General features: G+C 62.3%; 15 protein-coding genes and 1 pseudogene. 11 read left to right on the top strand and 5 right to left on the bottom strand.

From position 1 onward, the window contains the following. Positions 1-10: 10 nt before the first annotated feature. From WH367_RS11205 to WH367_RS11195, 3 genes are read right to left on the bottom strand one after another with little or no spacing between them, the layout of a single operon-like run. A complete protein-coding gene (locus WH367_RS11205; RefSeq protein WP_339521069.1) occupies positions 11-997 on the bottom strand; it encodes a Bug family tripartite tricarboxylate transporter substrate binding protein in 987 nt (328 codons plus the stop codon). Positions 998-1,022: 25 nt separating this feature from the next. Continuing rightward, positions 1,023-1,856 carry an SDR family NAD(P)-dependent oxidoreductase gene (locus tag WH367_RS11200; RefSeq protein WP_339536096.1) on the bottom strand — a complete coding sequence of 278 codons (834 nt, stop codon included), beginning with the start codon at positions 1,854-1,856 and terminating at the stop codon, positions 1,023-1,025. 21 nt (positions 1,857-1,877) lie between these two features. Further along, a complete protein-coding gene (locus WH367_RS11195; protein ID WP_339536094.1) occupies positions 1,878-2,765 on the bottom strand; it encodes an amidohydrolase family protein in 888 nt (295 codons plus the stop codon). A 93-nt stretch (positions 2,766-2,858) separates the two neighbouring features. Between WH367_RS11195 and WH367_RS11190 the strand changes: the two genes are divergently transcribed. From WH367_RS11190 to WH367_RS11175, 4 genes are all read left to right on the top strand, one after another. Beyond that, positions 2,859-3,746, top strand: a complete 888-nt coding sequence (locus tag WH367_RS11190) for a LysR family transcriptional regulator (RefSeq protein ID WP_339536092.1) — start codon at positions 2,859-2,861, stop codon at positions 3,744-3,746. Between the two features lie 263 nt (positions 3,747-4,009). Then, positions 4,010-6,448, top strand: coding sequence for a membrane-bound PQQ-dependent dehydrogenase, glucose/quinate/shikimate family (locus WH367_RS11185; RefSeq protein ID WP_339536090.1), 2,439 nt, complete (start codon positions 4,010-4,012; stop codon positions 6,446-6,448). Positions 6,449-6,589: 141 nt separating this feature from the next. Next, a complete protein-coding gene (locus tag WH367_RS11180; RefSeq protein WP_339536088.1) occupies positions 6,590-7,273 on the top strand; it encodes a TetR family transcriptional regulator in 684 nt (227 codons plus the stop codon). A gap of 138 nt (positions 7,274-7,411) precedes the next feature. Further along, positions 7,412-7,870 (top strand): hypothetical protein, encoded by a 459-nt coding sequence (locus tag WH367_RS11175; protein ID WP_339536086.1) that lies wholly within the window; start codon positions 7,412-7,414, stop codon positions 7,868-7,870. Positions 7,871-8,111: 241 nt separating this feature from the next. Here the strand turns inward: WH367_RS11175 and WH367_RS11170 are convergent, their stop codons facing one another. Beyond that, positions 8,112-9,482, bottom strand: coding sequence for a hypothetical protein (locus WH367_RS11170; protein WP_339536084.1), 1,371 nt, complete (start codon positions 9,480-9,482; stop codon positions 8,112-8,114). Between the two features lie 150 nt (positions 9,483-9,632). Between WH367_RS11170 and WH367_RS11165 the strand changes: the two genes are divergently transcribed. Continuing rightward, a complete protein-coding gene (locus WH367_RS11165; protein WP_339536082.1) occupies positions 9,633-10,550 on the top strand; it encodes a LysR family transcriptional regulator in 918 nt (305 codons plus the stop codon). 94 nt (positions 10,551-10,644) lie between these two features. Continuing rightward, on the top strand, positions 10,645-11,547 hold the full coding sequence (locus tag WH367_RS11160; RefSeq protein ID WP_339536080.1) for a tripartite tricarboxylate transporter substrate binding protein: 903 nt from the start codon (positions 10,645-10,647) through the stop codon (positions 11,545-11,547). A gap of 354 nt (positions 11,548-11,901) precedes the next feature. On the opposite strand, the pseudogene WH367_RS11155 reads toward WH367_RS11160, so the two are convergent. Then, positions 11,902-12,101: pseudogene (locus WH367_RS11155) on the bottom strand (tyrosine-type recombinase/integrase); the annotation flags it as partial. Positions 12,102-12,455: 354 nt separating this feature from the next. Between WH367_RS11155 and WH367_RS11150 the strand changes: the two are divergent. From WH367_RS11150 to WH367_RS11130, 5 genes are all read left to right on the top strand, one after another. After that, positions 12,456-12,821, top strand: coding sequence for a hypothetical protein (locus WH367_RS11150; protein WP_339536078.1), 366 nt, complete (start codon positions 12,456-12,458; stop codon positions 12,819-12,821). 123 nt (positions 12,822-12,944) lie between these two features. Continuing rightward, positions 12,945-14,294: a hypothetical protein gene (locus WH367_RS11145; protein WP_339536076.1), complete on the top strand. Its 1,350-nt coding sequence runs from the start codon at positions 12,945-12,947 to the stop codon at positions 14,292-14,294. A gap of 501 nt (positions 14,295-14,795) precedes the next feature. After that, complete coding sequence (locus WH367_RS11140; RefSeq protein ID WP_027010678.1) at positions 14,796-15,521, top strand: OmpW/AlkL family protein; 726 nt, start codon at positions 14,796-14,798, stop codon at positions 15,519-15,521. A gap of 214 nt (positions 15,522-15,735) precedes the next feature. Further along, complete coding sequence (locus WH367_RS11135) at positions 15,736-16,320, top strand: DJ-1/PfpI family protein (RefSeq protein ID WP_339536074.1); 585 nt, start codon at positions 15,736-15,738, stop codon at positions 16,318-16,320. A gap of 69 nt (positions 16,321-16,389) precedes the next feature. Further along, positions 16,390-16,827: a hypothetical protein gene (locus tag WH367_RS11130; RefSeq protein ID WP_339536072.1), complete on the top strand. Its 438-nt coding sequence runs from the start codon at positions 16,390-16,392 to the stop codon at positions 16,825-16,827. The last annotated feature ends 98 nt before the right edge of the window (positions 16,828-16,925 follow it).

The following is a 16,925-nucleotide window of genomic DNA, read 5'->3' as shown; positions in this document are numbered from 1 at the left end:
TCTTTCAATCTCAATCGGGGGTGATACGGTTGCGGCGGATGATGGCGGTCCACTTCTCGGTATCGGTCGCCAGCTGCTGGGCCAGCGCTTCGGGGCTGGAGCCCACCACCTCGGCGCCCGAGGCCTCGATCTTGCGCTGCACATCGGGTGCATGCAAGGCCGCATGGATGGCGCGGCTCAGACTGGCCGCTACCTGGGGGCTGGTGCCCTTGGGTGCAAACACCGCATACCAGTTGTTCGAATCCACGCCCTTGTAGCCCAGCTCGTCAAAGGTGGGCACGTTCGGGTAGCGGGCGCTACGCTTGGCAGCGGCAATGCCCACGGGCCGGAACTTGCCGCTGTCAATGGCGCCCACCAGGCCGGGAATATCGCCAAAGAATCCATCGACATGGCCGGCCATCAGGTCGGTGATGGCGGGGGCCGCGCCCTTGTAGGGCACATGCATCAGGTTCAGGCCTGCCGATTCATTGAGCTGGATGGCTGCCAGATGCGGCACGCTGCCGGTGCCCGAGGAGGCCATGGTCATCGGCTTGTCCTTGCGCTGGCTGGCGGCCTGCACAAAGTCCTTGCCGTCCTTGAAGCTGGTCTGCGCGTTGACCACCATGATCTCCACGTTGTTGACCACCAGCGAGACGGGCACCAGATCGCTGGCAGGCTTGTAGTTCAGCTTGGGGTAGAGCGCGGGGTTGATCGCTACCGCGCCCACGCTGGTCAGCCACAGGGTCTTGCCATCGGGGGCCGAGCGGATCACGCTGTCGGCGGCAATCGCGCCGTTGGCGCCGGGCTTGTTTTCCACAATCACCGGGTGGCCCAATTCCTTGGCCAGCTGCTGCGACATCGTGCGCGCAATGAAGTCCACCGGGCCGCCGGGCGGAAAAGCCACCAAAAGGCGCGTCATCTCGCTTTGCGCCATGGCGCTGCTGGCGCAGCCCAGGGCGGTGCCGAGCAAGGCAGCGTGCAGCCACTGGCGGGCTGCGGGAAAGGCTTGGAATCTCATCGTTGTCTCCTTCAATAATCTTGCTTTATCCGCAGCGCACGGTCATACCGCCGTCCACCACAATCTCGGTGCCCGTCACAAAGCGCGATTCGTCACAGGCCAGGAACAGCGCCGCATTGGCGGTGTCGCGCCCATCGCCCATGAAGGGCAGCGGAATACGCGCCTGGCGCTGGGCCAGCAGCGCCTCGACATCGCCACCTGCGCGCTGGCCGGCCAAGCGGGTCTCAACCATCGGCGTGTGCAACTGGCCCGGCACCACGGTGTTCACGCGGATGCGGTGCGGCGCGTACTGCACGGCCAGCACCTTGGAAAACTGGATCACCGCAGCCTTGCTCGATGCATAGGCAATCTGCGCCGCGCCGGTCCAGCGCATGCCCGAAGTCGATGAGATATTGACGATGCTGCCCGCGCCCTGCGCCTGCATCAGCGGCAGCACCGCCTTGCAGCACAGAAACACGCTTTTGAGGTTGTAGTCCAGCTGGGCATCCCAGACCGCTTCGTCCATCTCGACCGGCCCACCCTTGGCCGAGCCGCCCACGTTGTTGACCAGCACATCGATGCGCCCCAGCGCCGCCTGGCAGGCCTGCACCGATGCCGCTATCGACGCCGGGTCCATCACATCGCAGTGGCCGGCGACAAACTGGCCGCCCGCACTGCGGATGCTGCCCTCGGTCTCGCACAGCGCCTGGGCATTGCGGTCCACGCCAAACACCAGTGCGCCTTCCTGCGCAAAGCGGATCGCCGTCGCCCGGCCGTTGCCCCAGCCTGCGCCTGCGGCCCCGGCACCGGTGATGTAGACCACCTTGCCGGCCAGCCGGCCTTGCGGGTTGACGGGGGTGTGGGCATCAAAAATCGCCATGCTTTTTTCCTTGTGCACGTTTCAGGCTGGGAAGCGGTAGAGGCGCTGGGGGTTGTCCACCAGCAGGGCCTGCAGATGCGCCGGGTTGGGGCTGAACTGCGCGAGCGCATCGACCAGCACGCCGTCATCGGGCACATGCGTGTGGTTGGGGTGCGGCCAGTCACTGCCCCAGAGCACGCGCTCGGGCGCATGGGCCACCAGCTCCTGCGCACGCGCAATGCCGTGCTGGTAGGGCGGCGTTGCATCGATGCGGTCGATACCGCTGACCTTCACGTAAAACAGTGGCTGCTCCAGTAGCCGCAGCAGTGCCTGGAAATCGGCGCCTTCCCGGCCCAGCGTCGCGTCAACACGGCCCATATGGTCAATCACCACCGGGCAGGCCGATTGCTGCAGCACGGGGCCCAGGCTGTGGATCAGCGCGCTCTCAAAATGGATCTGCAGGTGCATGCCCAGCTCGGCCAGCATCGGCGTCAAGGCCACCACGTCCTCGACCGATGCGCCGGTGTTCAGGTGCTTCATGAAGTTGAAACGGATCGCCCGAAAGCCTGCTGCGGCCAGGCGCTGCAGCTCGGTGCGTTCGACCGACAGCGGCACCAGCGCCACACCCAGGTAGCGGCCGCCGCCATGCGCAATCGCATCCTCAACCACGCGGTTGTCATAGCCATGGCAGGCCGATTGCACGATCACGCAGCGGCTGATGCCCAGATGGCGGTGCAGCGCGAACAAGGTCTCCTTGCCCGCATCGGCGGGGGTGAAGCTGCGCGGCTCGGCATACGGAAAAGCATCCACCGGGCCGAACACATGCACATGGCTGTCGCAGCTGCCAGCGGGCAGCACCAGGCTGGGCTTAGAGGGCGCCAGCATATAGGTCTGTACGGGCTGCTGGAGGTCGGGGGTCGGGGCGTTCATGCAAGGCCATCAAAGAGTCGTCTTGAGCGCATTGTGGAACTGCCAGTTTTTTGATCACCTATAAAATCCAAATATCAGATATAGAGGTGATGCATGGATTTTGTGCGCTTGCAGTACTTCATGGCGGTCGCCCAGGCACAGAGCTACAGCAAGGCCGCTGCGGCGCTGAACCTGAGCCAGCCGACCCTGAGCCGCCAGGTGCAGCTGCTGGAGGCTGAGCTGGGCCAGCCGCTGCTCGAGCGCCATGGCCGGGGCGTGCGGCTGACTGAATCGGGCAAGGCCATGCTGGCCCATGGGCGCAACATCAGCGCGGCCGTCGATGCCGCCAAGGCCGACATGGCCGCGCGTCTGCAAAGCCCGCGCGGCAAGGTGCGCCTGGGCCTGCCGCCTTTGGTAGCCAGCCTGGTCACCCCCGATGTGGTGCAGCAGTTTTTGCAGGCCTGCCCCGATGCCTCGATCATTGTCGAAGAGAGCCTGAGCATTCGCCTGCGCGAATGGCTGCTGGCCGACCGGCTCGATGTGGCCGTGTTGTTTGACCCCAGCCCCACCCCGCAGCTCTTGACCGAGCCGCTGACGCGCGAGCCCCTGGTGCTGATCAGCACCCGCCCCTTGCCCGAGCGGGTCAAGGTCGCCCAGCTGGTGGACTACCCGCTGGTGCTGCCCAGCCGCCCGCAGGCACTGCGCATGATTTTTGACGACGCGGTCGAAGACCAGCAGCTGCCGCTGCGCATCGTCGCCGAGGTTGATTCGATCAAGATGGTGCTGTCCCTGGTCGCCCGCAATGTGGGCTGCTCGGTCGTGCCCGCCAGCGCTGTGAAGACCTGGCCGGGCAGTGCGCCGGTGTTCACCGCCCAGGTCAGCCATCCGGTGATCCGCAACCGCATCGTGCTGGCCACACCGGCCGCGCGGCCGCACAACCGCTTGGTCAAGGCCGTGCACGGCATCCTCAAGCCGCTGATGAAGCAGCATTTCAGCGCCTGAATCCACGTCGCTTCAGCGCGCGCCCCAGCGGCATTTGCGCCAGCCCATGGCTGCTTGGCGGCTATTTGTTTCAGAAATTCTTGAAATATCCGGTACACATCAGCCAGCGATGGACTTTATTTCTCACCACAATGGACATTTTTTCTCACACAAGACAAGGTCTGTAGCAGCGACTGCTTCGGGCCCTCTGCACAACGCCCCTCCCGGGCCTGGTGCAGAGGGCTGCTGCGCCTGCCAGGCCCAAGACAGATTCGAGGATCGATATGACACAACAAGCGCGTGTACCGTCACTGGCCGTGCGCCTGCTGCTCGGCGTGCTGGGCGCAGTGCTGGCTATCGCCGGCCTGGCCTTTCTGGTCGGCGGCGGCAAGCTCATCAGCCTGGGCGGCAGCTGGTACTTTTTGCTGGCAGGCCTGGGCCTGCTGCTGTCGGGCGTGCAGGTGCTGCGCGGCCGCCGCTCGGGCGGCTGGCTGTACCTGGCGACCTTTGCCGCCACGGTGCTCTGGGCCTTGGCCGAAGTGGGCCTGGACTACTGGAGCCTGGTCTCGCGCCTGCTGGCGATGACCTTTGGCGCAGCGGTGGTCAGCGCCTGCCTGCCGCTGCTGCAAGCGGGCAGCCCCCGCGCGCGCAGCAGCAAAGGCCCGTTGGCACTGGCGGGCGTGCTGCTGCTCGTGGGCCTGGTGAGCTTTGCCTCCATGTTCCAGATCCATCCTGAGGTGCAGAACCAGGCGGCCATCAGCCGCAAGCCGGTGGATGCCGCCAGCGCGCAAAAGGACTGGAGCCATTACGGCAACGGCACGAACAACGACCGCTTTGCGGCGCTGGACCAGATCAATGTGGACAACGTCAACCAGCTGCAGGTGGCCTGGACCTTCCACACCGGCGATGTGCCCCAATCCACCGGCGCCGGAGCCGAGGACCAGACCACGCCGCTGCAAGTGGGTGACAAGGTCTTTGTCTGCACGCCCAGCAACAACGTGATTGCGCTCGATGCCGACACCGGCAAGCAGCTGTGGCGCCACGACACCAACTCGCATGTGGGCGGTGTCTGGGAACGCTGCCGGGGCCTGGCCTACTTTGATGCCAATGCGCCGCTGCCGGTGCCGCAGGTGGCGGGTTCGTCGCCCGTGCAGCCCGTTGCGCTGCCCGCAGGCGACCAGTGCCAGCGCCGCATTGTGATGAACACCATCGACGCGCGCCTGTTTGCGATCAATGCCGACAATGGCCAGCTCTGCGCCGGCTTTGGCAACCAGGGCATTGTCGATCTGAAGCAGGGCCTGGGCGCCATTGCCAACCCGGCCTACTACACCCTGACATCGGCCCCCACCGTGGCCGGCACCACCATCGTCGTCGGCGGCCGTGTGGCCGACAACGTGCAGGTCGATATGCCCGGCGGCGTGATCCGTGGCTTTGACGTGATGACCGGCGCGCTGCGCTGGGCCTTTGATGCGGGCTCCAACACGCCCAACGAGGTGCTGGCCCCTGGCGCCACCTACACGCGCTCGTCCGCCAATGTGTGGGCCGGTACCACCTACGACCCCAGCTCTAACACCGTCTACCTGCCGATGGGCTCGCCCTCGGTCGATCTGTATGGCGTGCCCCGCTCGGCCGCCGATCTGAAGTACGGCGCCTCGATCCTCGCACTCGATGCCTCCACCGGCCATGAGAAATGGGTCTACCAGACCGTGCACAACGACCTCTGGGATTTTGATATTCCGATGGCCCCGACCTTGATCGACTTCCCCCAAAAGGATGGCAGCAGCACGCCCGCACTGGTGGTAGGCACCAAGGCCGGCCAGATCTTTGTGCTGGACCGCCAAAGCGGCCAGCCGCTGACCCAGGTGGACGATGTGCCCGTCAAGCCCGCAGGCATTGCCGGCGAGAAATACGCCCCCACCCAGCGCGTCTCCGTCGGCCTGCCGCAGATTGGCACCCAGACCCTGACCGAAGCCGACATGTGGGGCGCGACGCCGCTGGACCAGCTGGTCTGCCGCATCAAGTTCAAGTCGATGCGCTATGAAGGCCTGTTCACCGCGCCTGACACCGATGTGTCGCTGAGCTTCCCCGGCTCGCTGGGCGGCATGAACTGGGGCGGTATCTCGGCCGACCCGAACAACCACCTGATCTTTGTCAACGACATGCGCCTGGGCCTGTGGGTGCAGATGATGCCGCAAAAGCCCAAGGCCGCGCTGTCCGATGGTGGCGAGCAACCCAACACCGGCATGGGCCAAGTGCCGCTGGGCGGCACGCCTTATGCCGTCATCAAGGACCGCTTCATGTCGCCGCTGGGCATCCCTTGCCAAAAGCCCCCTTTTGGCACGCTCTCAGCCATCGACATGAAGACCCAGCAAGTGGTCTGGCAGGTGCCCGTGGGCACCGTGCAGGACACCGGCCCGATGGGCATCAAGATGCGCATGCCGATGCCAGTGGGCCTGCCCACCCTGGGCGGCAGCCTGTCCACCCAGGGCGGCCTGGTGTTCTTTGCCGGCACGCAGGACTACTACCTGCGCGCCTGGAACACCGCCAACGGCCAGGAGATCTGGAAAAGCCGCCTGCCCGTGGGCAGCCAGGGCGGCCCGATGACCTACCAATCGCCCAAGACCGGCAAGCAGTATGTGCTGATCTCCGCTGGCGGCGCGCGCCAGTCGCCCGACCGTGGCGACTATGTGATCGCCTACGCGCTGCCTGACAAGGCCCAGTAAGCACCTGCATGGGGTCGGACCCAGCCCCTTGACCCACAACCCGCCATGGCCTGCACTGCAAGCCATGGCTTTTTTATCGCCGACGCTCCGCGAAGGGCGCCCATGGTACGCTTGCCCGCTTGTGTCCACGGAGATCCGGCAGTGAGCAAGCAGCAAGGCCAGCAAGAGCCAACCTCTCAACCCCCCCAGGCCGATGAGCCCGGCGCATCGGCAGGCATGCGCCAGGCGCTGCTCGATGCTGGCAAGACCGAGTTTGCCAACTATGGCTATGACGGCGCCCGGCTCGAACGCATTGCCGCCAAGGCCGGCTGCGCCAAGCGCATGCTGTACTACTACTTCGGCAACAAGAAGGACGTGTACCTGGCCGTCATCGAGCAAAGCTACACCGATATCCGCGCCTCCGAAGAAAGCCTGAACCTCGACGCACTGGCGCCGCTGGAAGCGCTGCATGCGTTGGCGCAAAAAAGCTTTGACTACCACGCCAACAACCAGGCCTTCACGCGCCTGGTGCTGCAGGAGAACTTCCAGGGCGGCGAAATGCTGGGCCAGATCTCCAATACCGACTCATTGCGCCGGGCGGCCCTGACCCCCCTGGAGCGCATCCTGGAGCGCGGCGTGGCCCAGGGCCTGTTCAAGCCCGAGGTCACTGCCACCGATGTGCACTACCTGATCTCTGCGCTGAGCGGCTTTCGCATCGACCACGCCGCCACCTGGCGCAGCCTGCTGCAGGTGGACCTGCTGGGCGACAGCTTGCGCGAGCGCCATCTGCAGATGCTGCTGGACCAGGTGGATGCGCTGGTGTGTGTGCGGGCGGCGCAAGGCTGAGGACGGACGCAGAAACACGGGCCGGTGAGCCGTGTTTCGAGTTCACACTGACTTCATCCTCATCTGCATGCGCGCTTTGATAATCCGCGCATGCACCCCGACAACCCCCCTCTATCGCCATGGCCGCATTGGGAAGTCATGGCCACCTTCTCTTTCATGCTGGCCTACGCCGCGGGTGTGTACTTCCATGCTGCCACCGCATCACTTTCGGATGCCTACCAGCCAGGGTTGGATAGCCTCAAACGCTATGTGCAGCCGGACATTGCCCTGTGGGTGCTACCGCTGATCGCCTACGGATGGAAGTCTGTTCACCTCGCCAAAGTCGCACAGCGCTGCGCGTTGGGTGGCTTGGTTTGCTGCGCCATGCTGTATGTCTTCTGTTCAGTCCACCAATCCACAGCGGGCATGTCCTGGGTCGCTCCTGCAGATCGCACGCTCGCCAGCACCGTTCAGCGGTCGCTTTTCAGCCCCTCCTTTTCCGGCCGCTCTATGGGCTCTATCACGGGCAGTGCCATATTCGCAGCGATGGCGTGGGGGCTGAGCATCCGGATCAACCGAATGCTCAAGCAGCGCCCATCCGGCACACCCAGCGACTGACCGCATGAGCGCCTTGTCCGCGCTCATTGTTGGTAGAACTGGCGTTCCTGTCGCGTCGTTTGCCAAACCCTCCAAAAGCACGTGCAGCCGCATCCATGCCAGCGTCCCCATCCGCGGCCTTTGCACCGGCCTCAGCGTTGGCCAGTGCAAAAAAACATTAGTCGCTTGCTGTGGTTCCTAGCGATATCCCGGTGGGCCAAGTACGCACGGAACCCAAGCACCGGGAAAGCGCCAGCAGCGATCACTGCGGACGTTGGCGTGCAGCGACGCGTGTGGACAGTGCAGGTGAGGTGTAGCTCGTATCAAAGCTACAGCCCTTGCCGTAGGTCGCTTCCAGGGCCAGGCAGGCACTGGCGATGCCGGAAGGCGTGGGCTTGGTGCCGGTGTTCACCCACTGCAGCAGCGCGTCCATCAGCGCGGGATAGGTGGGATCGCTGATAAAGCTGTGGGTGCCGTTTGTCGTGAAGGTCTGCACCAGACGAGCAGCACTGCCGCCTTCTTGCATCACCTCGCGGAAACGAGAGTCGAGCTCCACAAACGCGGTCGGGTCGCTGATCCATTTGGTGGACAGCACCGGCACAGGAATCTTGCCGACCGGGTCGGTGTCGGTGGCGAACTTCTGGTAGGCGGCAGGGTTGGCTTTGTAGCGCAGCACGCCGGCGTTCAGGGCCGCATCGTCGGTAGAGCCGGTGTAGACCGCGCCTTCATTGCCGAACGGGCTCTCGCCGCCGGTGCGCTTGGCAGAGATATCCTGGAAGTGCATGGTCGCCCAGTTCATGTGCGACTGGATGGCGCTCTCGGGAATCTTGATCACATCGACGATGGTCTGGATTTTGGCCTTCTGCTCGGGTGTGCGCTCGGCAGCGGGCTTGTTGAGCGCCAGGCATTCGTTGACGCGCAGCGCCACATCTGCCTGCTTCATCGTGACATTGGCGGGCAGGCCGAGGTTGAGCGCGTAAGGCTGCTCGTTGGGGCGTGGGTGGTTGCCACACAGGTACTGGTAGACCACACGCAGATCGAGCCGGAAATCGTAGGAACGGGTGCCCCCGCCCAGCACGCCACTGGTCAGCAAAACGCCATCGTAGGGGCGCTCGCCGACGGTATCTAGCGTGAACATCTCCGCGCCCTTGGCTGCCACGCCAGCGCCCCAGGACTGGCCATGCAAGATGGTCTTGCTGGGGACCGCCACATGCTTGCGGAAGATGCCGCGCAGACGCTCCGTGTCTTCAGCGGCAGCGCGCACTTCCACCCCGCCCTGGCGGTAGGAGGAGCCCGCCCATGCGTAGCCTGACTTCACCATGATGGACCAGCGGGTCAGGTCTTCCATGGAGCGGTCCAGATCGGGGGCGGCGAGATCGGGGCCTCCATGCGCATGCATCACCAGGATGCCATTCCACTTTGCCGGCACGGCAATCATGTAGAACGCGCCCTTGGAGTCGCGGCCGGACAGGCATTTCGCGTCGCTGGGCACATCGGCAGGGCAAGTGGCCGTCACGGGCGCTGCCTCGTTGGAGGTGGACGGCCCTTGCAGCACCAGGGAGCCGTCACCGCAGCCGCTGAGCGCGAGCAGCGCCAGCAGGGGCAGGCCGAGTTTGGGAAGAGGTGATTTCATGGTTTGTCTCCTATCAAGCGTTTTTTATGGGTGCGGCTCCCCGCAAGGCTGGCGGACCAGCGCTTGGTTGGCGAGGGCCTCCCTATTCTTGGTCGGCTTGCGAAATATTTCAAAGATTTCTAAGATATCAACTGCATACTTTTTAAATATATGGAACTGCGTCATCTCCGGTATTTTCTTGCGGTGGCCGAATGCGGCCATATCACGCGTGCCGCAGAGCGCCTGGGCATCCAGCAGCCGCCGTTGTCGCAGCAGATTCTGGCGCTGGAAAACGAGCTGGGCAGCGCGCTGTTTCGTCGCCATCCCAAAGGCGTGGATCTCACCGATCTGGGCCATGAGCTGCGCGCAGAAGCCGAGCGGCTGCTGGGCGACTTTGCTGCCATGCAGCAGCGCATCGAGGCGTATGCGCGCGGTGAGCGGGGCCATCTGCGCATTGGCTTCACCAGCTCGGCGGCGGCGCATGCCTTCACCCCGGAAGTGCTGCGCACCTGCCGCAAGTCACACCCCGACATCCTGCTGAGCGTCAGCGAAAACAACGCCGCTGAAATCACCGAAGCGGTCGCGGCCCAACGTCTGCATTGCGGCTTTTTGCGCGTGCCGGTGGCACACCCGGAGGGATTGGCGTTTGAGCCCCTGCTGCGGGAAGAAGCGCTGCTGGCCATTCCGGTGGACCACCGGTTGGCGCACAACAGCGCCCAGCCCGTCATGCTGGAGGAGCTCGATGGCGAAAAACTGGTGCTGGTGCGCAGGCCTGGTGCGCCGGGCCTGTATGCCAATCTGCTGGCGCTGTGTGCACAACGCCATGTCCATGTGGAGGTGGCCGCCGAAGTCGAGCGCATGATGACCAATGTGAACCTGGTGGCTGCAGGCGTGGGCTTGTCCATTGTTCCTGCATCGATCAAGGGATCACATCGCCATGCCGTGGTGTACCGCTCGCTCGATCCGTCCCTCGATCTTTGGGCGCCGTTGACCTTGGTGTACCGCGCGCATGACTGCGATGGCCCGCTGGGCACGGTGATCGCCTTGGCCAAGAAGCTGGCCAAACGCCATGGCGCCAAAAGCCGGTGAATCGATGTCCAGATCGCCCAAGCTAAGCCCGGCAAACGCCCCACGATGGTCGCGCAGAGCCATGCTGCTGAGCGGCTTGATGGGCGCGTCGCTCGTGGCCACTGAGGGACTGGCCGCCCAGAAAAGGCCAGGCGCTGCGCTGAAGATTTTGGTGGCCTATCCCCCCGGCGGTGTCAGCGACCTGGTGGCACGGGCCTTGGCCAAGGAGATGGTCGGTCAGCGCCAGGCGCCGGTGATCGTCGAGAACCGGCCCGGCGCGAGTGGAACCTTGGCGCTGGAACTCTTGCAACGCAGTCCGCCCGATGGCCAGACGCTGGTCTTTACCGCCGCCGCTGCCGTGGGCCTGCTGCGCCACGCGGCCGCGCGGCGTACCCGAACTCCAGCGGGTGCAGCGCCATTGCCGGTGCAGCCCGTGGCGGGTGTCATGCGCACGCCGCTGCTCCTGGTGGGCACCTCCGCGCTCGCACCCTCCACGTTCGCCGACATGGTCGAAGCGGCGCGCAAGCACCCGGGCATGCTGCGCTGGGCGACGACGGGTGAAGGCACGACCGGACACACCGTCTTGCAACGCGTGAGTCAGCTTGCGGGCGTGCGCATCAGCCATATTCCGTACAAGGGCGGCGGGCAGCAATTGACCGATGCGCTCGGTGGCCACTTCGAGCTGCTGTCGACCAACGTCGCACCAAACCAGCTCAGCGCCTTGCGTGACGGGCGCTTCAAGGCCTTGGCGGTTGGCGCACCGCGCCGCCTGCCGGTGCTCCCCGAGGTGCCGACCCTCGCTGAGCTGGGTTACCCATCCGCAAATCTGGATTCCCTGTTCGGGCTCTTCGCCCCACCGGATACCCCCTCCCAGGTGGTGCTGCATCTGCATGCATTGATCGAGCAAGCCCTTCGCTCGCCTGCCATTCGCCAGACCCTGCTCGATGCCAACAACCAGCCCTACGAGGGCTCGGTGCAGGACTTTGCACGGCAGGTGGAACACGAAACCGATCGTTGATCCAAGCTGGTTGGTATGACATGTTAGGACCGGTGCATGGGGCTTGCGCATCCGGATCAGTCGAGGTTTACACCCCATCCGCACGGAGAATCCTTGCCTCGGATGTCCATTCGCACTGAGTTTCTAACTCCGCATCACGCTAAAACAAGCGCTTGCACGAAGATGGATCATCAACTTTTAAATTCGTGTTTCACTTAGTTTTGAATTTTCAGGTTCACGGATCACTGAGTTTTGCACTTTGCGATCGCACGAGTGCTGTGTTGCAAAGATCCTGCGCACCTGCTAGCTGGCCGAGCTCGATTCGATGGCGGCTTGCGACTCAGAGCCGCAATCGAGCTATAAGCTCCAAAGCCGTCATTCAGCCAGCTGCAAGGCCAACGCATCCAACGGGCTGGAGGTTGCGGCAGCGACCTTCAGGACATGGGTATAGATCATCGTCGTGCTCACGTTCGAATGCCCAGCAGCTGCTGCACCGTGAGGATGTCGACGCCCGACTGCAACAAATGCGTGGAGAAGCTGTGGCGCAAGGTGTGCACTGACACGGGCTTGCAAATAACCTTCGATGTCCTGCTTCCCCATGTCTCGCGGATCCTGCAAACCGTGCCATTTCACAAACGCACGCACCCACTGCACATTAGGCCTGTTCGGTGGGCAGGCTATAGTGTCTGTACCGAATTAGTTGACGGACCTGATCCAGCAACCGTGTGGAGCGCAACATAGGAGGGGCGGCGGGGTTCATGGCTAACTTTGGGACTGTATTTTCATGCAGTATGCTTGCGAAGAGCTTGGCTAGAAGCCGCTTACCACGTTCTTTTCGTGCCAATTTAGACCGCAAGCACCTGATATGGCTTGCGGCTTGGTGCGGTCTACATTACTTTGGACGTCTAGTTTTTCTCGGAACACACGAAATGGCTAAAAAGAATTGGAATGATTATGTTGCAGCCCACACGGTTCGAGCAACGTTCATGTCTTCAGTCTCTGCAAGTCTTCCGGATGGAATGCAGTTTGACAATAACAAGAAGAAACTGCCCACGCCATATGGCCTCTTTGTTGAATGGGCTAACGCTAACCTGACGGGAGATTGGTCGGCGATGAAGGTCACCGGCGGTTTCTACATTTCTGTGTCGGAGAAGCAGGATGCGGGAGTCATTAAGAACAAGTTTGGGACCACTCCTCAGGCCAAGAAGACTCCAGCTAGCGATAAGACTTTTGGCATCAATTACAGCGACTCGAATTACAGTGCTTTGGCGAAGTCTCTCGGGTACGCGATATGACGGGAATAGAAGATTTATCTTGCAATCGCGATGCTTAACCGAACATTGCAGCGAACGGCTTCGCCGCCCGCTGAATTTCAACGTTAGCCCGCTGAACTCACCGCAACGCGACTCATCCGCCAAATGCCAAGCCCCATCACTGGAATGCTCATTCGCTTCGATGAAGACCGACGCGCTGAGCTCCTGCGAGAGCGAGTCGAAGGTGACTTCTCGCCTTTCACCGACGCCCTGAGCGTCAGAGACTGGGCTCTTGGCGACGCAGCGATTGCTCTGCTGTCGTTCTCCGAAGAAACAATCGATTTCATTTGCCTTGCGCGAAAGCGCAATCAGGTTGTCACGTCAAAGAATCGGATTGAGTTCTCAAGCATAGTAAGCCTGAACGGAATCCTGATCGCAGCAATAGAAGCTCACCTCTCCCAACAGATTCAGAGACACTTTATCCGGGTTTCTAGGGGAGTTGGAGGAATATTCCCACCAGCCACTTGGGCTCTGCTGCTGGATGCGATCAAACTCGAACGGCCGGATATCGCTACCGAAATTGATCGCTTGGTTGCATTACTTCAGTTCGCTGGATACAGAATATTCGGCGAGGCCGCAGAAATTCTCCTTCAAGAGCGAGACGCACTTGGTATTGCGCTTGACATCTTTTCAGGCTCCAACAAGCTCCGCGACCGCGTGCTCGGCGAATGGGCGCCTGACGAGGAACAGCTTACAGAAGTCGACAAGGGCGAAAAAACGGCAAGATTTGTGTCGCGGCCCGGCGCTATTTCATCGTTTATCGAAGGAATTCCGCAGCAATATATCCAAGAGGAAGCCGCGATTCAACACGACCTGTTCAATTGGCCAGGAATGACGCCAATGCACCAAGCTGGCGTGAGCGTTTTTGAGTCTGGAGAACGACGACTAGAGGTGATCTACGCGAACCGCAACGACTTGGAACACACCCTCGGAGTCGATCTTCTGTACTACAACGAGGATTTTCAGCTGTTCGTCCTTGTTCAGTACAAGCTGATGCGCGAAGAAGGTGATGAGATGCTGTATCGACCGGATGCTCAATTGCGTTCGGAACTGGCATCAATGGATGAGTTCAGCGCCACTTACAGGAGGACCGGCTCAATATCGACTCACGAGCAGTTCCGGTTGAACGATGACGGCTTCATGCTAAAGCTCGTCCCGCAGAAGGGGCTCAAACCTGCCTCGGGGGAACTGATCAAAGGCATGTATGTGTCGCGGGAGTACATGCGCTTTCTCGTTGGTCCAAATGGGCCAGTTGGCTCTAAGGGCGGGTCAAAGATCACTTTCAACAATGCACCGCGATACATGACCAACTCACAGTTCACCGCCTTCGTCAACGAAGGTTGGATAGGGACACGGGGTGTTCAGACCGCTGAGATTCGCGCCATGTTGGAGCGGTTCTACAAAACAGGTCGTGCTGTCGTGGTTGCTCGGGAAAGCCGTGCTCGCGCTACCTAGCCGCCTCGCGTAGCGACCTAACCGCTCGTTCAACCGGACCCGTTACGGTGCTCGCGTCCGCAGGCCGGTTAACTCAAACGTTGAGCGTCCGCTTTTTCTCGCAGCCACCGTCTGCTCCTGGCCGTTAGCCGGCATCCTACCGCCAATTTGCCTAGGCACCCCAGCGGCCTGCCCAGAAGCTTCACGGGCCGGCGACAGGCTGGCAGTTGCCCGGTACCCCCCTCCGGCTGATCCGAGGCGTCTCCGAGTTCAAACTTCAGGGAGAAAAATTCAAATCTTACGGAGAACCCGCACCTGTAAAAAAGGTGTGCTTTTACAACAAACTCCCACCCTTTCCCATCTGCATTTTCCCCAGATCGGCATAAATTAGAACGAGTGTGCTTTTTTTGCTGAAATTCAGCGCTTACCCTGTCGACATGGCCTGCCAGGCTTCCTATGCTCTGTCTTCGAGACAAGCCAGATTTGACGATCGTTCAAACAGCAACCCAAGGAGACAAAGCAATGAAACAAGCCAAGAAATGGATGTGGCTGGCGGCCACCGCCTTGCTCGCAAGCAGCGCTTACGCCCAAAAGGCAGGCGACTGGGTGTTAGGGGCCGGGGCGCTCAATTACTCGCCCCAGGACAAGAGCAAGCCGCTGACCTTTGTCGAGCCCTTTGAGCGCCAGATCCCTGGCTCGGGCGCCGATCTCAAGAGCGCCACCACCTTGGGCCTGAATGTGCACTACTTCCTGACCGACAACTGGGCAGTCGAAGGCGTGCTGGGCATTCCGCCACGTCTCAAGCTCCATGGCGCCGGCACCCTGGAGCCCATTGGTGAGCTGGGTAATGCGCGTCTGTATGCACCTTCGTTGCTGGGCAAGTACTTCTTTGGCAATGCCGATGACAAGTTCCGCGTCTCGCTGGGCCTGGGTGTCACCTATTCGCAGTTCCGCAATGTGCGGCTGACCAGCGGCTTGCAAAACACGCTGGGCAGTGTGATCGGCGCGCCTCCAGGGGTTGCCAAGACCACCGCCAAGATCGACAGCCAGTGGGCGCCGGTCTTCAACATCGGTGCCAACTACGCGATCGACAAAAACTGGGGCATTACCTTCTCGGTGTCCTATGTGCCGATGAAGACCGATGCCAAGCTGACCACGACGGTCAATGGCAACAAGGTGGCGGTATCGCAGACCCGCCTGACGCTGGACCCGATCATCCCGTTCCTCTACGTCACCTACAAGTTCTGATTTTTCCGAGAGGAGAAGCCCGTAGCGCCTGCGCTGCGCCCAAGATGTGGCCTGTATCCATGAACGCCACAGCATGCGATGGCTCCAAGCCATCTTTTGCCACCCTGCTCCACTAGCAGGGTTTTTTTTGCCCGCGCGCCGCCCTTGGCATCCGGGCCCACCCGGCCCACAATGGCGCAGGCAGACCCGCCTGAACCCAACCTTTGGAGACCCTATGCCGGCCAAGAAAATTCTGATGATCTGTGGTGACTACTGCGAGGACTACGAAACCATGGTGCCCTTCCAGACCTTGCTGGCCGTGGGCCACCAGGTGCATGCGGTCTGCCCGGACAAAAAGGCCGGCGACCATATCAAGACGGCGATCCATGACTTTGAAGGTGCGCAGACCTACAGCGAAAAGCCCGGCCACAACTTCACGCTGAACGCGAGCTTTGCCGACGTCAAGGCAGAGGACTATGACGCGCTGGTGATCCCCGGCGGCCGCGGCCCCGAGTACCTGCGCAACAACGAAGCGGTGCTGGCTGCCGTGCGCCATTTCTTCACGGCCAACAAGCCCGTTGCAGCGGTATGCCATGGTGCGCAGCTGCTGGCGGGCGCCGGTGTGCTCCAAGGCCGCACCTGCTCGGCCTACCCGGCCTGCAAGGCCGAGGTGGTGCTGGCCGGCGGCAGCTATGCCGATATTGCGGTGGACCAGGCCCATACCGACGGCAATCTGGTGAGCGCCCCCGCCTGGCCTGCCCACCCGCAGTGGCTGGCGCAGTTCCTGGCCTTGCTCGGAACGCGTATTTCGCACAGCTAAACCGTCCGCGCGGTGGCAAGTGCTGGGCCGCCTGCAAGCCCTTGCCATCGCTGCTACCATCGCAGCCCCATGACCGCAGACAGCTACAGCCACCACCTCGCCACCGGCAACCAGTTCGTTGCCGAGGCACAAAAGATTGCCACCACCGATTTCGCTGCCGCCCGCGCGCTGTGGCAGCAGGCGGGCCAGGCCTTTTACCGCGCCCACCAGGCCGACCGCAACCAGCCCGAAGCCGCGCTGCGCCTGGCCCAGGCCTGGATGGCCGAGGCCCATGCCTTGCACAAGGAAGGCTCGCCCAATGCCACGGTGATGTGGCAAAACGCGGCCGCCCAGAACGAGCTGGCCTTTGACCTGGACCCGCGCAATGCCCGCATCGCGATGGCTGCGGCCAGTTGCCACCACTTTGCCGGCGATGCCGAAGCGGCCCAGGCCTGGATGCAGATCGGCCAGCACCTGGCATCGGGCGGCGATCAGGCTCCAGAACCTGCGGATCCGACAGACGACTAAGCCGCTCCATATAGCGAATGGCGTCTTTGGTTATTCGATAATATTATTTTTTAATCTGAGCGATCGAACGTAGCATGTGGGCCCGTCTACTTGTCCCT

Source organism: Comamonas sp. MYb21, assembly GCF_037479395.1.
GTDB lineage: Bacteria > Pseudomonadota > Gammaproteobacteria > Burkholderiales > Burkholderiaceae_C > Comamonas.
This window is presented reverse-complemented; position numbering and strand designations above follow the sequence as displayed.

What these genes read in the sequence shown, in the direction of transcription:
- WH367_RS11195 (WP_339536094.1), bottom strand. Translation starts at nt 2,765, where the DNA reads ATGAACGCCCCGACCCCCGACCTCCAGCAGCCCGTACAGACCTATATG.
- WH367_RS11175 (WP_339536086.1), top strand. Translation starts at nt 7,412, where the DNA reads ATGGCCACCTTCTCTTTCATGCTGGCCTACGCCGCGGGTGTGTACTTC.
- WH367_RS11190 (WP_339536092.1), top strand. Translation starts at nt 2,859, where the DNA reads ATGGATTTTGTGCGCTTGCAGTACTTCATGGCGGTCGCCCAGGCACAG.
- WH367_RS11165 (WP_339536082.1), top strand. Translation starts at nt 9,633, where the DNA reads ATGGAACTGCGTCATCTCCGGTATTTTCTTGCGGTGGCCGAATGCGGC.
- WH367_RS11130 (WP_339536072.1), top strand. Translation starts at nt 16,390, where the DNA reads ATGACCGCAGACAGCTACAGCCACCACCTCGCCACCGGCAACCAGTTC.
- WH367_RS11135 (WP_339536074.1), top strand. Translation starts at nt 15,736, where the DNA reads ATGCCGGCCAAGAAAATTCTGATGATCTGTGGTGACTACTGCGAGGAC.
- WH367_RS11140 (WP_027010678.1), top strand. Translation starts at nt 14,796, where the DNA reads ATGAAACAAGCCAAGAAATGGATGTGGCTGGCGGCCACCGCCTTGCTC.
- WH367_RS11145 (WP_339536076.1), top strand. Translation starts at nt 12,945, where the DNA reads ATGCCAAGCCCCATCACTGGAATGCTCATTCGCTTCGATGAAGACCGA.
- WH367_RS11205 (WP_339521069.1), bottom strand. Translation starts at nt 997, where the DNA reads ATGAGATTCCAAGCCTTTCCCGCAGCCCGCCAGTGGCTGCACGCTGCC.
- WH367_RS11200 (WP_339536096.1), bottom strand. Translation starts at nt 1,856, where the DNA reads ATGGCGATTTTTGATGCCCACACCCCCGTCAACCCGCAAGGCCGGCTG.
- WH367_RS11185 (WP_339536090.1), top strand. Translation starts at nt 4,010, where the DNA reads ATGACACAACAAGCGCGTGTACCGTCACTGGCCGTGCGCCTGCTGCTC.
- WH367_RS11150 (WP_339536078.1), top strand. Translation starts at nt 12,456, where the DNA reads ATGGCTAAAAAGAATTGGAATGATTATGTTGCAGCCCACACGGTTCGA.
- WH367_RS11170 (WP_339536084.1), bottom strand. Translation starts at nt 9,482, where the DNA reads ATGAAATCACCTCTTCCCAAACTCGGCCTGCCCCTGCTGGCGCTGCTC.